General features: G+C 55.9%; 14 protein-coding genes. 3 read left to right on the top strand and 11 right to left on the bottom strand.

Annotated elements, in window-relative coordinates; genetic code table 11:
* Positions 1-38: 38 nt before the first annotated feature.
* From YQ44_RS28850 to YQ44_RS28845, 11 genes are all read right to left on the bottom strand, one after another.
* A complete protein-coding gene (locus YQ44_RS28850; protein ID WP_198043908.1) occupies positions 39-3,434 on the bottom strand; it encodes an FG-GAP-like repeat-containing protein in 3,396 nt (1,131 codons plus the stop codon).
* A gap of 134 nt (positions 3,435-3,568) precedes the next feature.
* The gene (locus tag YQ44_RS10615) at positions 3,569-4,090 is read right to left on the bottom strand and encodes a type II secretion system protein (RefSeq protein ID WP_198043907.1); all 522 of its coding nucleotides are present in this window, start codon (positions 4,088-4,090) and stop codon (positions 3,569-3,571) included.
* Positions 4,080-4,466, bottom strand: a complete 387-nt coding sequence (locus YQ44_RS10610; protein ID WP_071326393.1) for a type II secretion system protein — start codon at positions 4,464-4,466, stop codon at positions 4,080-4,082. Before YQ44_RS10610 ends, YQ44_RS10615 begins: the two co-directional genes overlap by 11 nt.
* A 5-nt stretch (positions 4,467-4,471) precedes the next feature.
* The gene (locus YQ44_RS10605) at positions 4,472-4,915 is read right to left on the bottom strand and encodes a type II secretion system protein (RefSeq protein WP_083412126.1); all 444 of its coding nucleotides are present in this window, start codon (positions 4,913-4,915) and stop codon (positions 4,472-4,474) included.
* A gap of 32 nt (positions 4,916-4,947) precedes the next feature.
* Complete coding sequence (locus YQ44_RS10600; RefSeq protein ID WP_071323348.1) at positions 4,948-5,463, bottom strand: hypothetical protein; 516 nt, start codon at positions 5,461-5,463, stop codon at positions 4,948-4,950.
* Positions 5,456-6,025, bottom strand: coding sequence for a hypothetical protein (locus YQ44_RS10595; RefSeq protein WP_071323347.1), 570 nt, complete (start codon positions 6,023-6,025; stop codon positions 5,456-5,458). Before YQ44_RS10595 ends, YQ44_RS10600 begins: the two co-directional genes overlap by 8 nt.
* Entirely contained in the window at positions 6,022-6,609 is a 588-nt protein-coding gene (locus YQ44_RS10590; protein WP_156894777.1) for a PilN domain-containing protein, read from the bottom strand. Before YQ44_RS10590 ends, YQ44_RS10595 begins: the two co-directional genes overlap by 4 nt.
* Positions 6,597-7,403, bottom strand: coding sequence for a hypothetical protein (locus YQ44_RS10585; RefSeq protein ID WP_156894776.1), 807 nt, complete (start codon positions 7,401-7,403; stop codon positions 6,597-6,599). The genes YQ44_RS10590 and YQ44_RS10585 overlap by 13 nt, the downstream gene beginning before the upstream one ends.
* Positions 7,384-9,075 carry a GspE/PulE family protein gene (locus YQ44_RS10580; RefSeq protein ID WP_083411757.1) on the bottom strand — a complete coding sequence of 564 codons (1,692 nt, stop codon included), beginning with the start codon at positions 9,073-9,075 and terminating at the stop codon, positions 7,384-7,386. Before YQ44_RS10580 ends, YQ44_RS10585 begins: the two co-directional genes overlap by 20 nt.
* Complete coding sequence (locus tag YQ44_RS10575) at positions 9,072-10,262, bottom strand: type II secretion system F family protein (protein WP_071323343.1); 1,191 nt, start codon at positions 10,260-10,262, stop codon at positions 9,072-9,074. Before YQ44_RS10575 ends, YQ44_RS10580 begins: the two co-directional genes overlap by 4 nt.
* Before the next feature lie 63 nt (positions 10,263-10,325).
* A complete protein-coding gene (locus YQ44_RS28845; RefSeq protein WP_156894775.1) occupies positions 10,326-10,811 on the bottom strand; it encodes a hypothetical protein in 486 nt (161 codons plus the stop codon).
* Positions 10,812-11,041: 230 nt separating this feature from the next.
* Here YQ44_RS28845 and YQ44_RS10570 point away from each other — a divergent pair, with 230 nt between their 5' ends.
* The 3 genes from YQ44_RS10570 to vioB all read left to right on the top strand — a co-directional run bounded on the left by YQ44_RS10570 (position 11,042) and on the right by vioB (position 16,602).
* Positions 11,042-11,395, top strand: a complete 354-nt coding sequence (locus tag YQ44_RS10570; RefSeq protein ID WP_156894774.1) for a hypothetical protein — start codon at positions 11,042-11,044, stop codon at positions 11,393-11,395.
* Positions 11,396-12,280: 885 nt separating this feature from the next.
* Entirely contained in the window at positions 12,281-13,588 is a 1,308-nt protein-coding gene (locus tag YQ44_RS10565) for an FAD-dependent oxidoreductase (RefSeq protein WP_071323341.1), read from the top strand.
* On the top strand, positions 13,585-16,602 hold the full coding sequence (vioB, locus tag YQ44_RS10560; protein WP_071323340.1) for an iminophenyl-pyruvate dimer synthase VioB: 3,018 nt from the start codon (positions 13,585-13,587) through the stop codon (positions 16,600-16,602). Before YQ44_RS10565 ends, vioB begins: the two co-directional genes overlap by 4 nt.
* Position 16,603: the final 1 nt, after the last annotated feature.

The following is a 16,603-nucleotide window of genomic DNA, read 5'->3' as shown; positions in this document are numbered from 1 at the left end:
TCGTCCTGATGACTTGACGCTCACATTGGCAATACAGATTAGTCATCCATTAGCAGCATGAGAATCGGCGTCAAATCCACTCTTCTGACTTCGATAGTAGTTGCTGTGGAGCTAGGCGAGTTTCGCGCATCGCCAGAATACGATGCGGTAATCGTATGCTGGCCGATGCTGTTCAGAGAACCGGAAAATGCTGCCGAGGCACTTGCGTCCAGCGCCACGATGGCAAGAACGTCATTTCCTTCCCTGAAAGTGACATAGCCAGTCCGCACGACAGCTCCCCTGACATAGACCTTGAAATCCACGGTTTGTCCTGGGGCCGCTTTCAGTGGCGACGGAGAACCAGCAGCCCAAAATGTGCTACTCGTTGCAATGCCATTGCCGCCTGGATTGCTGATACCTGACCCGGCCGATCCCTCGCTTCCAGGCGAAACACCGATCGGCCCTGAGGGGAATGGCGGCACGTAAGGGGAATGCTCGGTATTGGTCGTTACCGACCGCTGTACTTGTCCTACACGCCAATTGCCCACATCTGGCGCGTTATAAATGTTATTCATGATCGTACTGTGTGCGGCGGCGCCGTCAACACGAGTACTCACCATCTGCTTCACATTACCCCAAGTATCGTAGCTAGTAGTCACTGTATTTACAGGCAATGCTGTACCATTTAAATCCCAGGAGAAATCAACGGATTGGCTGGCATAGGGGAAGTAAATACGCCCGGGTGCAACGGTGCATAATGTCATATAAATTGGATCGATACATGCGTAGCTGCTAGCCGTATCTTTCAGACGATCTCCGTTACCGCGACCGGCCAGCATTGTTTTAGCATTTGCCGGCAAACCTGTATATGGCCAATCCTGACGATATTCCTGAAAACTGACGATTCCCGATTCATTATTCTTTTGCTGCATCCAACGAAATCCAGCCAATCCGCCACGGAGTGCATCCAGCTTCAACCCACCGTAGGTATAGGTTATGGAACTTTTTCCACCTTTTCCATTCGAACTACTTACACTTGATACTACATACAAAGGCGGCGCCATATCTATCAAAGGATATGCTGACTGTGTATCCGGAGTATAAACATCACGGTCCGTCAATGGCTTGTATTGAATGTCAATCCGCGCCCCAGTTCCCACCGTGATAGAATTCATTACATCGGGGCCTATCTCCGGAACAAAATACGGTTGTATTGAAACAGGTGTCACGCCATCAGCATAGCTCTGTTGGACAAGGTCAGACTTCCCATCTCCGTTAATATCGAGCACTATTAGGCCTGGACCATCGTCTCTGTATGCGCGGCTTCCATTTTTTCCATAACGATAGCGTATCTTTGTCGTCGTCCCTTTTCTTTTTGTATTATGAGGCGGCATATACAAGCGCCCGTTCGGCCCTGCTGACACTAATGGCTGCAGCCACATTTCACCAGGCATGCTCGCAGTATTCTTCATCAGCCAAGTTTGCACCAGGTCCATACGACCATCACCATTCAAATCCATTACTATTGTCTTATCCGCAGCCAATTCTGCAGGATAAAGATACGGCCCATCATGCCATATTGATGGATTGGAAATAAATGCCATCCCATTGAAATAATATGGAAAATAATCAATTCCTTCTTTTTGTCCAGACCAAGATGAATACTTTCTAACAACAACAAAGTCATCCAGTCCATCGCCATTTAAATCAATTACCAGATGCTGATCACTCAATGGTTGCGCATTACCACCCGAATTATATGTCTTTATTCCAGTATCAAACCAAACCCCAGCGCTATAGCCAGATCCATTTGACAACAAAGGAAGTACCCATATATTCCCTATTCCTGCTTGGCGCCATACCTGAATAAAATCCTTTTTCCCATCATTATTCAGCTCAGCTGGCAAAAGCTCAACAGTAACACCATATATAGGCCCATTAGTCTGGCGCGTACTTACCTTCTCCCAACTACCAGAATTAAACCCACTCCCGTTCGATATAAATGTCGACAAACTAAGTTCGTCATTATTCATTTTTTGCTGTACAAGATCTATCCTACCATCGCCATTAACATCGACTGCATGCCAAGTGTTCGCGTCACTGACCAAGGAACCTGGATAATTCGCCAACACTCCATTAGAAAAACCCGATCCTGTTGAAAATACCGGAAGAATATAGCCAGCCCCGACAATAGCAACATCAACTTTACCATCGCCATTAATATCACCAGCCACCTTTGCATAACCGGCCACACCAGTATCGTGCCAAGTACCCGCAACAAAGCCAGCACCATTGGATATTAACGGCAATATCCATTGAGTGTTATTTCTTTGGGATAACTGAATTAAATCTATCTTACCATCCCCATTAATATCTCCAATTAAAAATGAACGTCCTCCCTCAAATATAGGCGCATTCGGTTGGCCGGCACCATTTTGCGGAATCTCTTCCCACATAGCAGGTTCGCCTGTATTTAAAGCTGTCCCCTCTTTTAACCACTCTTCGCTCAATGGAGTAAGGGCGCGATTAGTTATCCATCCAAATGTGGTCGCTGGAAGACACTCCACTCCAGCGCCATTACACTGCGTGATGCTTTCCAGACGGGACATGGAAAAGTAATTTCCATACTTAAGGCGAAAATCCATTACTCGCGATGAACCAGAATACGTTTCAATATTACTCAAGCGCACCGTGGTTTTTAATGTGGTGCCAGCCTGATACATCGTGGCAGGGTCAGGCCTCTGCTCATACTTGAATCGGACAGAATTATTAGGCACCATCCCTACATTGACATTACCCGTATATTCAATATTATTCGGGTAATAATCACCGGTGCCAGCTTCTTTGATGTAACTGACTGTCATAAAATTACTTGCTGCGTCTTGGACTCTATTTATTGCCCAGGTTTTGATAGTAGCTTTACCTTGTGCCTCAATACGGGCATCCGCGGTTCCACCATATTCCATGACTTCACCACTTTTATTCCATACCTTGAACCATGCAGGTCCGCCACCAGCGTTGCTATAAGAGATGATTCTGGAAAAGCTATCGCGTTCAGTACGATATTCCGTGCCATTGGCACCGTAAACGCCACCATTGCTGACGACCAGCCGTTCACCGTCGAGGCAAAAACGATCATTGCCGTCAAAGTTAATTGCTCCCGGCACACCGCCATCCTGCGCAATGGTCTGGCCGCAGCGGAGAATAGCCGACAGGCCGACTATTCCCCATCCTTTTCCCATGAGCCCTGCTTCGGAGTGACTATTAAAATCCAGGGCCAGCTTGGGCCCCATACCTGCCGTCGCCGGAGGTACGGGTATCGGTATGGAATAGGTTGCCGTTCCAAGTGCGCTAACAGCAAATTTCCCAGGCGTGTGCATGGCTGCATGCGCAAAACCTGCCAGGGAAAGAGAGGCAAAAATTGCCCCAAGCGTTGTCCGCCATTTAAATATCATGTATTTTTCTTTCATTCTTATACGAAGTACATGCCAGACCACCGCCCGGCGATTTTTCTCAACCAAGAAAAGCCAAAATAAAATAAGACCGTGACTCTACAGGGAAACTATTTTTTTAACAATTAAAAATATTTTCATTTTTTCATCACATCCGTTTTATCCACGATTACTGCGGGTGACTCATAAACAAACCGCCATTCGCCATAGTGCTCGGCCATCTCAAACCCGGCGTCGCGCTGGCGAAAACCGGAGCGCTTGATGGTCGTGCCCGCGCTCATGCTGTAGACGCCCATAATTCCGCCATCCGGACCAGTAACGATGCCCCATTCGGAACGTGAAGTCATCGGGTCCGCATATATCCGGCGCAAATGGCGGGTGGTCGCGGCAAAGCGGCGATCTTCCATGAGATCGTCAAAAGTGGCTGGGTAGCGTTTTAGCGTGCCTGGCGTTTTTTCGTAATAGGCGCCAATTGCCCGGCGAAATTCATTGCCTACAAAAAGTAGCTCGCCTTCTTTTTCGCGCTGCTGCGCATGCGACCACAGGACGCCGCCGCCAGCAAGCACCAAACCGGCAATACTGACGGCAAACAGCAGCGCCAGATAAGTAAATCCCGCGCAATTTGGCAAAGGCGGCTGCCGTAACGTATTACCAGTCACGGTAATAACTGCCGTTACGCGCCCGGGTCTTGGCGCCGCTATGCACATCAAATACCGCGCCTTTTTGGGTATCCGGCGGCGCCACGATCACCCAGGTCAGGTTACTATCGGTCATCGGATCAAGCGGTATTTTGCGCATATACCTGAGCGTCACCAGGTCCTGCAGCACCATCGGGTAAGATCCCGTGTCCGCATAGTGCTTGTCAATCACATCCCGTAATGTCGCCAGGTTTTCCGATAATACGGACTCCTTTGCCTTGTCTACATTCCCCATATAACGCGGCGCAGCCAGCGTTAATAAGGTGGCGATTATCGTCATTACGACCAGCAATTCGATCAAGGTGAAGCCGCCATGGCGGCGCTGATCTTTTCTCATTATCCCTACCATTCCCGATAAGCGATGCCGTTGATGCCAGCGCCCTCCATCGTCGAATAAACGTCAAACACATCCGCCCCCTCTTTCGGCTCGGCCGCGCTGGAGGCATAACTGCGCGTTCCCCAGGTTGCCGCAGCCGGTCGCATATCCTCTTTCTCAAAGAATGGATCGCGTGGAATACGCCGCAAGAAATAGATCGGCGCGCCATCCGGATCCTTCGCATTCGGCACGCCATCCTGCAAGACCTGCAAATTCGGCGGATATCCTGACTGGTCAGCCTTTCGCATCACCCGCCCGTCATCGCTTGCCTGCTTATATGCATCCAGGGCTTCGCGTATCTCCCTCAGATTGCGCCGCAACTGCTGCTCCTTGTCACGCTGGAAAGCCAGTTCAGCCATGGGAAATGCCGCGCTGGCCAAAATGGATACCAGTACCACCGTGACCAGCATTTCCACGATGGTGAATCCGCGCTGCACCTGCCTCACGACTCCCCCATCAGGGAAAGCGTCTGCTTGACGGATAAGGGCAGGTATTCGATGACCATCTTGCTGTCATCGACACTGTCCAGGCGATACGAGGTATCGAATGTTTCGCCGCGGCTGACGGCGAACGATTGGTCTCCGCGCGTCAGATAGTATGTCCAGCGTCCGCCCGTCCCTTGCAATCTGCCGGCATACACAAACGGCATCGCGGGAGCCGTTGGTGGCGGTGGCGGCGCGGCGGCCGCTGGTGGCGGCGGTGGCGGTGGCGCCACGAACCAGGAAGTCGTCGCAAACGGATTCTGCGTGGTCACCACCATCGATGCGCGCTCGAGCTTATACAAAGCCAAATCCGCAGGCTTGGGCTCGCTGGCCCCCGGGGCTGCCACGGCGACCTTCACGGGCCGCACTGCCACACTGGGCTCCACCACTGCCGAAGCATCGTCCGCGCCCGGCCAGACAGCGGCAACAATGGTCGCCGCCAGCAGCGCGTATAAAATAGGCTTTCTCTTAAGCATTATTTTCACTGAGATATAGCGTCAATCTGATGTTCGCCTCGACCATGGCATCGCCAACCTTCTGGCGCTCGAAGGAAACACTCTGCAGCGCAAGGTGAGGGATTTTGGCGAGCACCTGCGCGAGGAAGGCCCGTACCTGCGGATAACTGCCGTGCACAGGCAACACAATTTCGTAACGCCAAAGTTTGCCCTTGCCATCGTGAGACAACTGGTATTGCCCTTGATCCAGGGCAATACCATTCTCGGCGGCAGTTTCATATAAGCGTCCCATCCAGACGCCCAAGGTCTCCTTGGCAGGAAAGAACTGGTAATACTGTCGCAACTGCTCAATTGCCCCGTCGGCAGCAGGCAATTGCATCAATCTTCCGCCATGGGCGGCCTTGGCCTGCGCAACGCGCTGCTGCAAGCCACTCATCTGCCCGGATAGGGGCCGCAATAACACGCCTGCCACAAGCACCGCTGTCAAAGCAATCGCGATGGCCAACATGCCCGGCCAGGCCAGGGCCGCCGCATATTCCTTGATGCACCAGACATAGCGCTGGAAATGGGTCTTTGCCGTCATGGGACCACCTGCTCGGCCTGTGCCGCGTCATGCAGAGCGGGATCGACCCAGCGGGCATTGACCATGAAGCGCACGGGCTTCTGCAAGTCCTGCTGCTGTGTTTGATGGCTGGCGATATAAACATCCTGGAATAGCGGATCACCAGCCAAGCGCTGCTGATAACTGATCATGGCGGCCAGGTTCTTGGCTTCCGCCGTTACGCTCAAGGTCATTTTTTCCGTATCTGGAATCACGCTCAGCAAACTCACGTCCTCGCCCAAGGTCGATTCCAATGTTTGGAACAATGGCTCCCATGGCATTGCCAGATGGCCTATGACGCGCTGGGCAAGCGTCAGTTCAAGCTGAACCTGCTTTGTCGCTTTTTTTTCAGTCAGGCCTGTTTCCCTCACTTTCCGCGTCAACTGGGTCAGCTTTTGCATTTGCAGCTGCAAGGTATCCAACTCGCCTTTACGCTGGAGATATGCGTGCGTCACCAGCGCCATGCCTGACACGGCAAACAAGAACAGCACCACGCCCAGTGTTTTCAATGGACGCGTCTGGCGTACAAAATCCAGGTCCAGCTTCCGCATCATCACATTGCGCATGTCGACATCACCATGGAAGGAGCCTGCGCTACGCCGCCGGCCACATTCGCCAGCACCACGACGGCGCCGCCGCCGCGCAATTGAACGGCTGGCGCGAGACCTGGCGCATGCAAATAGACTGTTGCGCCCTCGAGGCCCTGCAACACGAGCTCACGCTCGATGAGCAAGCCCATATCTGTAGCGGCGTGCGTTTGCAGGCGGACACCACGGACGCTGCACCAGCCCCCATTTTTAAAACCTGCCATCGTGCATTGATCCGATTCCATCACAGCGAGCAAGACATCGCCTGTCATTTGCTTGCGCCATTGCTTAACAACATTCATCAAATAGGGGCGCAACGACGCCAGGCGCAACTTGTGCGTGGAAACAAGGGCGCGCAGTGCATGCAATAACTGCGGGTCGATGGCACACGCAAGGCGTGCCTGCTCATAGCCAGCCTGTGACATCTGAATTTCCCATGCTCCCGCTGTTGCGCCATACAGCGATTGAAAATGAATCTGGGTCATGGCACGACGCTCCGCCTCACTCGTTATCTCTGCGGACCATGGCATCATGGCGTAGCGCACCAGCCTGTCCGACAAGATAAACTCCACTGTCGCAGCCATCTTGTTCCCAGCCAGCCAGCCGTCCAGCGCCGCCAGCGCCGGCGCCCATTCCGCAGCACCATCGGCCGCCTTGCAGCTTAAGACGATGGGGTCGGCCGCTGGCTGGCGCCAGCCGCGGGCCGTGACGGTCAACGATAATTGATCGCGACAGAGGACAACGCGCAATTTATTACGCAACAAAAGTGACACGGTTGATCTCCTCCAGCGTAGTCCTGCCTTGTGCCAATAACTCGATCGCCGAATCGCGCAGGAAACGCGTGCCTTTTGCGCGCGCGACTTCCTTGATCGTGCGGATAGGAGCGCGGGATATGATCAATTCGCGTAATTCGTCATTCAGCATCAATACCTCGCCTATGGCGTGCCGCCCCTGATAACCGGTGCCGCGGCAGTGACCGCAACCCTGCCCTTTGCAGAAATGCATGGCAGAGGCGTCAGCGCCATCAATGCCCGACAGTTCCAGTTCTTCCAGGGAGGGCTGATAGGGCACGGTACATTTGGGGCATATCAAACGCACCAGGCGCTGCGCCAGGATGCCATTCAAAGCAGAAACAAAACTGTAGGTATCGACCCCCATGTGGAGGAAACGGCCCAATACATCGAACACGTTATTCGCGTGGACGCTGGTAAAAACCAAATGCCCGGTGAGGGCCGATTGAATGGCGATCTGTGCGGTTTCGGGGTCGCGTATCTCGCCGACCAATATCTTGTCGGGGTCATGGCGCAAAATGGAACGCAGGCCGCGGGCGAATCCCAAGCCCTTTTTTTCATTTACGGGAATCTGCAAGACGCCGGGCAACTGATATTCGACAGGATCCTCGATGGTGATGATCTTGTCCTGGCCATTATTAATTTCAGACAAGGCCGCATACATGGTGGTGGTCTTGCCACTGCCGGTGGGGCCCGTCACCAGCAGCATGCCGTACGGTTCGCGCGCAAGACGGCGTATTTGCAAAAGCGTGGCCGGATTAAAACCCAGCAAATCCAGACGCAGCCCCTGGATCTGATCCGTCAGATTGCGCTTGTCCAGGATACGGATGACCACATCTTCGCTGATCAGACTGGGCATGATGGAAACACGATAATCAATTTCGTGCCCTCGCACAGACAGCTTGAATCGGCCATCTTGCGGAATGCGCCGTTCGGCGATATCCAGCTCCGCCATCACCTTGATTCTCGACACCACCTGTTCGGCCATTTCCAGTCCCTGGAAATTGGCGATGCTGGCTAGCACGCCATCGATGCGATACTTGACATGCAGACCTGCGCGGGTAATTTCGAGATGGATGTCGCTGGCTCCCGTTTTCAGCGCGTCATAAATGGTCGAATTAACCAATTTAATGACAGGATTGGTATCGCCGGCAATAGAACTCAGCGACAGATCCTCCAGCATCATCGGTACAGAGGTTTCATCGGAAGCCGTATGCAGGGTATCGTCTATGGCCCGCAGCGTATTTTCATGAAAGGCAAAGAATGCCTTGAGATCGGCCCGGTGCGCGAGATACCACGAAATCGGTTCCCTGCAGCGGGCTTCGATCGATGTCTGTAGCGACAAATTGAATGGATCGGCAAGCACGCAAACCAGTACAGCCCCATCGCGGGCTAAAAAACAGGCTTGCTGCAGTGCCTCCGTAAACGGCAGCACATCAAACTCGGGGCTAAGGCGATGGAAGTCCTCCGACACCAGGACGGGATAATGCAATGTATTCTGCAAATACTGCATGAATTGCTCTGACGGCAATTGCAACCGTTCCTCCAGCAAATCGAGCAGCGTGCCGCCGCCATTGGCCGAAATATCGCGGCACTCGGCAAGCATGGCAGTTGGAATCACGGGCGGTGAAGCAGCATGGGCGGAAGACGTCATTGAATACTGCTCGCAAGTTCAAAAATTGGCATATACATCAAAATCACAATCAGGCCAATAATCAGGCCGATACCTATCATCAATAAGGGTTCAAATAAACGGCCAAACCAATCTATCCAGCGTGCCAATTCATCTTCATACAGGCCTGACACGCGCTCCATCGCGCGTCCCAGGTTGCCCGATCGCTCGCCGACCGCCAGCAGGCGGACGCCAACCTCACTGGCCAGGCCATGCACGGAGAATGCATCGGAAACCGAACGTCCCTCGCGTATCAACTGAGCCGCCTGCACCAAGCCATGCCGAAGGCCAGGCTGGTGCAGTAGGCCGCTGACCATTTCCAGGGCCGTGACGAAGGGAATCCCGCCATTCACCAGCATCGCCAAGGTACGGGTAAACCGCGCCAGCTGATATAAACGCATCTTTTCACCGACGGCCGGAATGTTCCACAAGCGACGCTCAATGCCCGCACGCGTGCCAGGCCGCATGAAAGCCGCCACGAGAGCTACAAATGTCGCCAATACTCCGGCGGCCAGCCACCAACCATAGTCGCCAACAAATTTCCCCCAATGCATTAGCAACTGGGACATCCATGGCAAGTCGCGTCCCAGGTCTTCATACACACGGCTAAACCGCGGAACGACATAGCCGAGCAAAAACAAGACGACCAAGGCGCCTACGCTAATCAGCAATGCGGGGTATACAGAGGCGGCGACGATCTTATCGCGCACAATATTAAGCTGTTGGTTGTAGGTCAGGTATCGGCGCAGGGACTCAATCAAATCACCCGTCTGTTCCGAAGTGCGAATCGTCGCGATGTAAAGGGGAGAAAAAACTTCAGGCAACTCTTCCAGGGCGCGTGAAAAAGAATAGCCCTGATGCAGTGCGGAGAATAGCGTGCGAAGAACTTTTTTGGATGCTTCGTGGCGAGACTTGCGTTCGAGAAGATCGATAATCTCGATCAAACTAAGGCCTGCCTCCAGCAAGGAAAGCAGCTCCTGACTAAATAATGGCACTGAAAAGGATTGGGCCGTCCGGCGCGAAAAATTCCAGCGTATCTGCCGGCGCACGGAAATGACCTGATGGCCAAGAACCTCAGCCTGCTGACGTGCGTCCGAAAAACTACTCGCACGCAAGACTAAAGAAGAGACACCTTGGCCCTGGCGGAAAGTTTTGAGTTCGAACTGCATTAATTATATTTAGAATCCGGTTTCCACCCCCTACATGACAGCGCATATCAATAGCCTGCCAAATCAGGCAAACAGAAACAGCAGCCACATGCAAGCCCGCAAATCAGACAATCTTGAGAAAATATGGCGCACTACCGCATCAGATATGTGCAAAGAATCGCATAACGATATCGACAGGTGCCCCAGCAAAGAGAGTGATGTCTTTTTCCCACCACATTGAAAGTATGCAGGAAAAATTAACATTTCACAACCCAAATAACGACAGCCGGCATGGCATCTGGCAGCGTCAGTCATTGCAGCATAAAAAACTATCGCCTGCCGATATTTTCTGATTTTTGTAATTGACTTTTTCAAAAAAATAAAATTATTGATTCGATATTTGCTGATATTAAGTGCTTGCGACAATTCCAGGCGAATTGTCAAAAGGAGGGAAACGGGCACGCAAATTTCAGGTCCCCCGCATGCCGGGCTTGCGGTAACCGCCGCGCCGACGCGACGGCCTTCTGAAATACACGGGCAGAGACACGATTGCCATTTCCCGACCACCATGCAAGCCGATAAGATTCCTGCACGCCCGCCCAAAGCAGTCTGTTTGCACCGTCATACCATGCAGACATGCTCGCCATGTCGCACCGTTCATACAGCAACGACAAGGAATACCGGTTCAGACATGCCAGAAATACTTGCATCATAAGCATGATAAAATCACAAAGGAAATAAATCAGTTCACAGCTGGCGACGATAATCGCTCCACTCCAATACACAATCAAAAATCATTGATGAACATTCAAAAGCTCACAACAAACAAAAAAAACACAAAGAACATTCTCGCCAAGCTGGCTTATGTCCTTGCCGCCGGCATGGCATTGACCCTCGCCCCCTTGCCGGCAGCTGCCGTGACCGAGTGCAATCTATCACCGAGAAACATGTATGTGGGCGACGGCCTGTTATGGGTGGTATTTCAAGGAGGTGGCCAGGGAAAAATTGCGCAAACAAGCCCGGACTTCAAACCCATTTACGCTCTCTTTTTGACGGCTATCAGCACACAAAAGGATGTGGTGGTTCGCTATACGCCGGACAATGCCGATTGCAACGCCCTGCAAGAAATCCGCGGAGTCTGGATCGCACGCTAAAAACAGGACACCCAGGGCGACTACCGTGCCGGCCTGCCGATTTCAGGGCGGGCACGAGCGCTTTTCGACGGCATGACAAAAAGCTGGCAATTTGTCGCCCTCCTTCAGCAAGGCAGGCATCTCGCGCGACGGGCCGATCAACGCACTTGACCGCCATTGCCGGGCGGGCGCGGCGGCGCATGGAACGCTCCTGCAATCGGCGCACCGCACCGTGCGACTCTCATGCATCGGTTTTTTTGACGGGCACCGGCATCGCCCGGCCGGAAGATGGCTGAAGAAGCGAGCGCCGTCGACTGCCGGCATGCACCGCGCGCCAGCAGCAATGTAAAAAGCAAGATGTAGATCAAGCCACCGCCGATGGCGACACGCCCCGCTGCCGGCCCTGTCGCCATCGGCACACGGCGGAACTCACGGCATGGCAGCGGCTGGAGATCCCGCACCCATTCCCCCTTCCCAGCACTCCTGCACTGCCCGGCGCACTGCCGCTGCAAATCCGCTTCCCCTCCTCGCCCGGCGCGCCGTGACGCTGGCGCCACCGGCAGCCGTATCGATTCTGTACATGGGCGCCGCCGCCGGCCCGCATGCATCGACGCGCCAGGAAGCGGCGCAGGCCAAACGACAACTACATTGATATTTATCAAATTGACTGCCCGATGCCTGGGCTACTGTCGGTGCCATCTTTGATTTGAAACAGAAACTCTGCTGCCAAGAATCGACCATTTCAGAAACAACGCCAGTTCTCGCCAGGCGCTTCATTCCCCAGCCGATAACACCCGCCCAGTGCGGTGACACGCAGCGTTCCCCCTTCCTTGCCTACACGCGCTGGGAAAACTTTTGCCAGCAATTTTGCGGCTTTTGATTAATGAACGTAGAAAGGAATTTCTTATGAGCACTTATTCTGACATTTGCATCGTTGGCGCCGGTATCGGAGGCTTGACTTGCGCCAACCACCTGATCGACGCCGCCGCCAGCAGGAACCTGCGCATCCGGGTATTCGACCTGAATGCCACGGTCGGCGGCCGCATCCAGTCGCGTAAGATCGATGGCAAGGAAATCGCCGAACTCGGCGCCGCCCGCTACTCGCCACAGCTGCATCCGCACTTCCAGCAGCTCATGCAGGGCAGCGGCTTGCCGCATGCGGTCTACCCGTTCACCGAGGTCATCTCCCACGATAGCGTGCTGGAAGAACTGAAGGCAACGCTGGATGAGCTGAGCCCGATGCTGAAAGACCATCCGAACGACTCCTTCCTTGATTTCGTCAGCCATTATCTGGGCGCCGCCAAGGCCAACCACATCATCAAGGCGACCGGCTATGACGCCCTGCTGCTGCCGATGGTGTCGGCGGCCATGGCCTACGACATCATCAAGAAACACCCGGAAACGCAGCACTTTACGGAGAACGCCGCCAACCAGTGGCACTATGCCACCGACGGCTACCACGAATTGCTGTGCCAGTTGCAGCACCAGGCCCAGGCCGCCGGGGTGGAATTCCAGCTCGAACATCGCTTGCTGTCCGTTGAAAAATCCGGCGCCGACCATGTGCTCGCCTTCAGCCACAATGGCGACACGCAGATGCACCGGACACGCCATCTGGTGATGGCCATCCCGCCATCCGCCATGCCGCGCCTGAACCTGGATTTCCCGACCGCATGGAGTCCGTTCCAGTACGACTCGCTGCCCCTGTTCAAGGGCTTCCTCACGTTCGACACGGCCTGGTGGGACGCGCTGGGGCTGACGGACAAGGTGCTGATGGCGGCAAATCCCTTGCGCAAGATCTACTTCAAGAGCAACAAATATGTGCTGTTCTACACCGACAGCAAAAGCGCCACCTACTGGCGCGACAGCCTGGAACTGGGCGAGGACGTGTACCTGGAGCGTGTCCGCAGCCACCTGGAGGAAGTCCTGCCGCTCGATGGCCAGCCGTTGCCGCAGATCAAGGCGCACTTCCACAAGTTCTGGCCGCATGGCGTCGAGTTTTGCGTGGAGCCGGAGGCCGAGCACCCGGCCATCCTGCTGCACCAGGACGGCATCATCTCCTGCTCGGATGCCTACACCGCGCATTGCGGCTGGATGGAAGGCAGCCTGATCAGCGCCCGGCACGCGAGCGGCCTGTTGCTGCAACGGCTAGATCAGCGGACGGCAGAAGAAGCCGCCAACGATACGTTCATCACTTCCTCGACCGAGCGCGCATGAGCCTACTTGACTTCCCCCGCCTGCATTTTCGGGGTTTTGCCCGCGCCAATGTGCCGACCGGGAATCGCAATACGCACGGCAACATCGATATCGCCACGAATGCGGTATCGATGGCGGGCGAAGCGGTCGACCTGAGCCGGCCGCCAGCCGAATTCCATGCGCACCTGAAACAGCTTGCCCCCCGCTTCAATGCGGCGGGCAAGCCCGATCCGGAGGGCATCTTCAGCCTGGCGGCGGGCTACAATTTCTGCGGCAACAATCATTTCTCGTGGGAAAACGCGCGGATCACGGGCGTCCAGTTGCGCGATGGCGAGGTCGATACGCAGGATGCACTGGTGGGCGCCAAGCTGGGCCTGTGGGGACACTACAATGAGTACCTGCGCACGACGTTCAACCGCGCCAGGTGGATCGACAACAATCCCGCCCAGCCGGACACGACGCTGATCTACGCGGGCCAGTTCACCTTGAGCGACAGGCTGGCCACGCCCAACACGCCCACGCTGTTTACCGCCGACATCGCGCAGGCGCACTCGGTGCGCTGGCTCGGCAGCGGGCATATCACGGAACGCAGCGGGCATTTCCTCGACGAGGAAATCGGCCGCTCCAGGCTGTTCCAGTTTTCCGTGGCCAAGCAGGATCCGCATTTTCTGTTCAATGCGGATCTGCCGCTGCCGGCCAGCATGCTCGCCTTGCGGCAAGCCCTGGACGACGACGAGGTGCTGGGCCTGACCGTGCAGTATGCCCTCTTCAATATGTCGACGCCGCAAAAACCCGATTCGCCCGTGTTCTACGACCTGGCCGGCAGCATCGGCCTGTGGCGGCGCGGCGAGCTGGCCACCTACCCGGCCGGCCGGCTGCTGCAGCCGCGCCAGGGCAGCCTGGGGCCGGTGCTGGTGAAGGTGCATGCGGACCGCGTCTCGTTCAACATGCCGACCGCCATTCCCTTCACCACGCGCGACACGGGCGCCGTCTCGGAACAGCATCCCACGCATGCGCTGGGCGGCAAGCAGAGGCTCGGCGATCTGCTGCTGCATGACGACGCCGGCACCTTGCTGGCCCGCATTCCCGAGCCGCTGTACCGCGACCACTGGCGCCATCACGGCGTCTTCGATGTGCCGCTGCAGCACGCTGGCGCCGCCCCGGGTTCGCTCAGCCTGGGCAGCGCGCAGGCACAGTGGGACGAGGCCGACTGGGTGCTGCAATCGGACAGCAACCAGCTGTATCTGGAAGCGCCCAACGGAAAAAAGCACGAGGAATTTCCGCAGACGATCATGCTGCAAAGCCGCTTCCGCGGCGAGCTGGCGGCGCCTGCGGCCCTGGCGGCGGAACCCGAGGATGGCGCGCTGCTGGCCGTGCGCCAGCAGCCGTCGCCGCTCGGGCTTGGCTACACGACGCTGACCCTGACGGGCCGCCGGCCTGGCGCGACCCGCGTCGTGCTGGGGACCGGCAAGGGCACGCAGTACCTCGGCGTGCGCGTGCTGCCCGACGACTGGCACCTCGATGAGGTACCGGCGGAACAGGTCGACTATGCCTTCCTCTACCGGCATGTGATGAGCTACTACGAGCTCGTGTATCCCTTCATGTCGGACAAGGTCTTCAGCCTGGCAGACCAGTGCAAGTGCGAAACGTATTCGCGCCTGATGTGGCAGATGTGCGATCCGCAGAACCGCGACAAGAGCTATTACATGCCCAGCACCCGCGAACTGTCGCTGCCAAAGTCGCGCCTGTTCCTGAAATACCTGACGCAGGTCGAGGCGGCGGCCGAGGCGGCGGTGCCGGCGCCAGCGGTGCCGCACGTCATCGGCTGCAAGGCCGAGTTGATCGAAGAGCTGAAAAAAGCCATCGACCTGGAGCTGTCGCTCATGCTGCAGTATCTGTATGCCGCCTATTCCATTCCCAACTATGCGCAGGGGGAAGCGCTGGTGCAGTCCGGTCGCTGGCAACCGGCCGAGCTGGAGCTGGCTTGCGGTGCCGAAGACCGGCGCCGCAACAGCGGTACGCGCGGCGCGCTGCTGGAAATCGCCCATGAAGAAATGATTCACTACTTATTGGTGAACAATGTGCTGATGGCGCTTGGCGAACCGTTCTACAGCGGCACCCCGGTGCTAGGCCAGCAGGCGCGCCGGCGTTTCGGCCTGGACACGGAATTTGCGTTCGAGCCATTTTCCGAGCACGTGCTGGCCCGCTTCGTGCGGTTCGAATGGCCCGACTACATTCCCACGCCGGGCAAATCGATTGCCACCTTCTATATCGCGATCCGCCAGGCCGTGGCCGAGCTGCCCGGACTGTTCGAGAGCGGCGGCGGCAAGCGCGGCGGCGAACACCACCTGTTCCTGAAAGAACTGACCAACCGCGCCTATCCCGGCTACCAGCTGGAAGTATCGGACCGCGACAGCGCGCTGTTCGCCATCGACTTCGTCACCGAACAGGGGGAAGGCGTGGCCGTCGATTCGCCGCATTTCGCCTCTTCGCACTTCCAGCGGCTGCGCGCCATCGCCGGCAAGTTTTCGTCCCGCGACAAGCCGTTCGAACCGGCGCTGCCGGCGCTGAAGAATCCCGTGCTGGAAGCGCGCGCGGACTGCACCGTGGTGACCGATCAAAAGGCGCGCGCGCTGATGCAGCTGTACCAAGGCTGCTACGAACTGACCTTCCTGATGATGGCGCACCATTTTGCGCAGCAGCCGCTGGGCAGCCTGCGCCGCTCGCGCCTGATGAATGCGTCCATCGACATCATGACCGGCCTGTTGCGTCCGCTGTCGGCGGCACTGATGAACATGCCGTCCGGCCTGCCCGGCCGCCAAGCAGGACCGCCCGTACCCGAGGCCGTCAGCAGCCGGGTCAGCAGCGACTACAGCCTGGGCTGCGACATGCTGGCGCAAAAGTGCCTGGCGCTGGCGCAGTACGCCCGCAGCCTGGAAAGCGATGTCATCGGCATGGCGCCGATAGAAATGTTGGAGTTTTTTAATCAGCAACTTACCGATTTATCTCGGGGAAAGATGTCAAGAGAGGCCTGAA

This window comes from Janthinobacterium sp. 1_2014MBL_MicDiv, from assembly GCF_001865675.1.
In the GTDB taxonomy this organism is placed as follows: domain Bacteria; phylum Pseudomonadota; class Gammaproteobacteria; order Burkholderiales; family Burkholderiaceae_D; genus Janthinobacterium.
The sequence above is the reverse complement of the archived record's forward strand: the minus strand, read 5'-3'. Positions and strand labels throughout refer to the sequence as shown.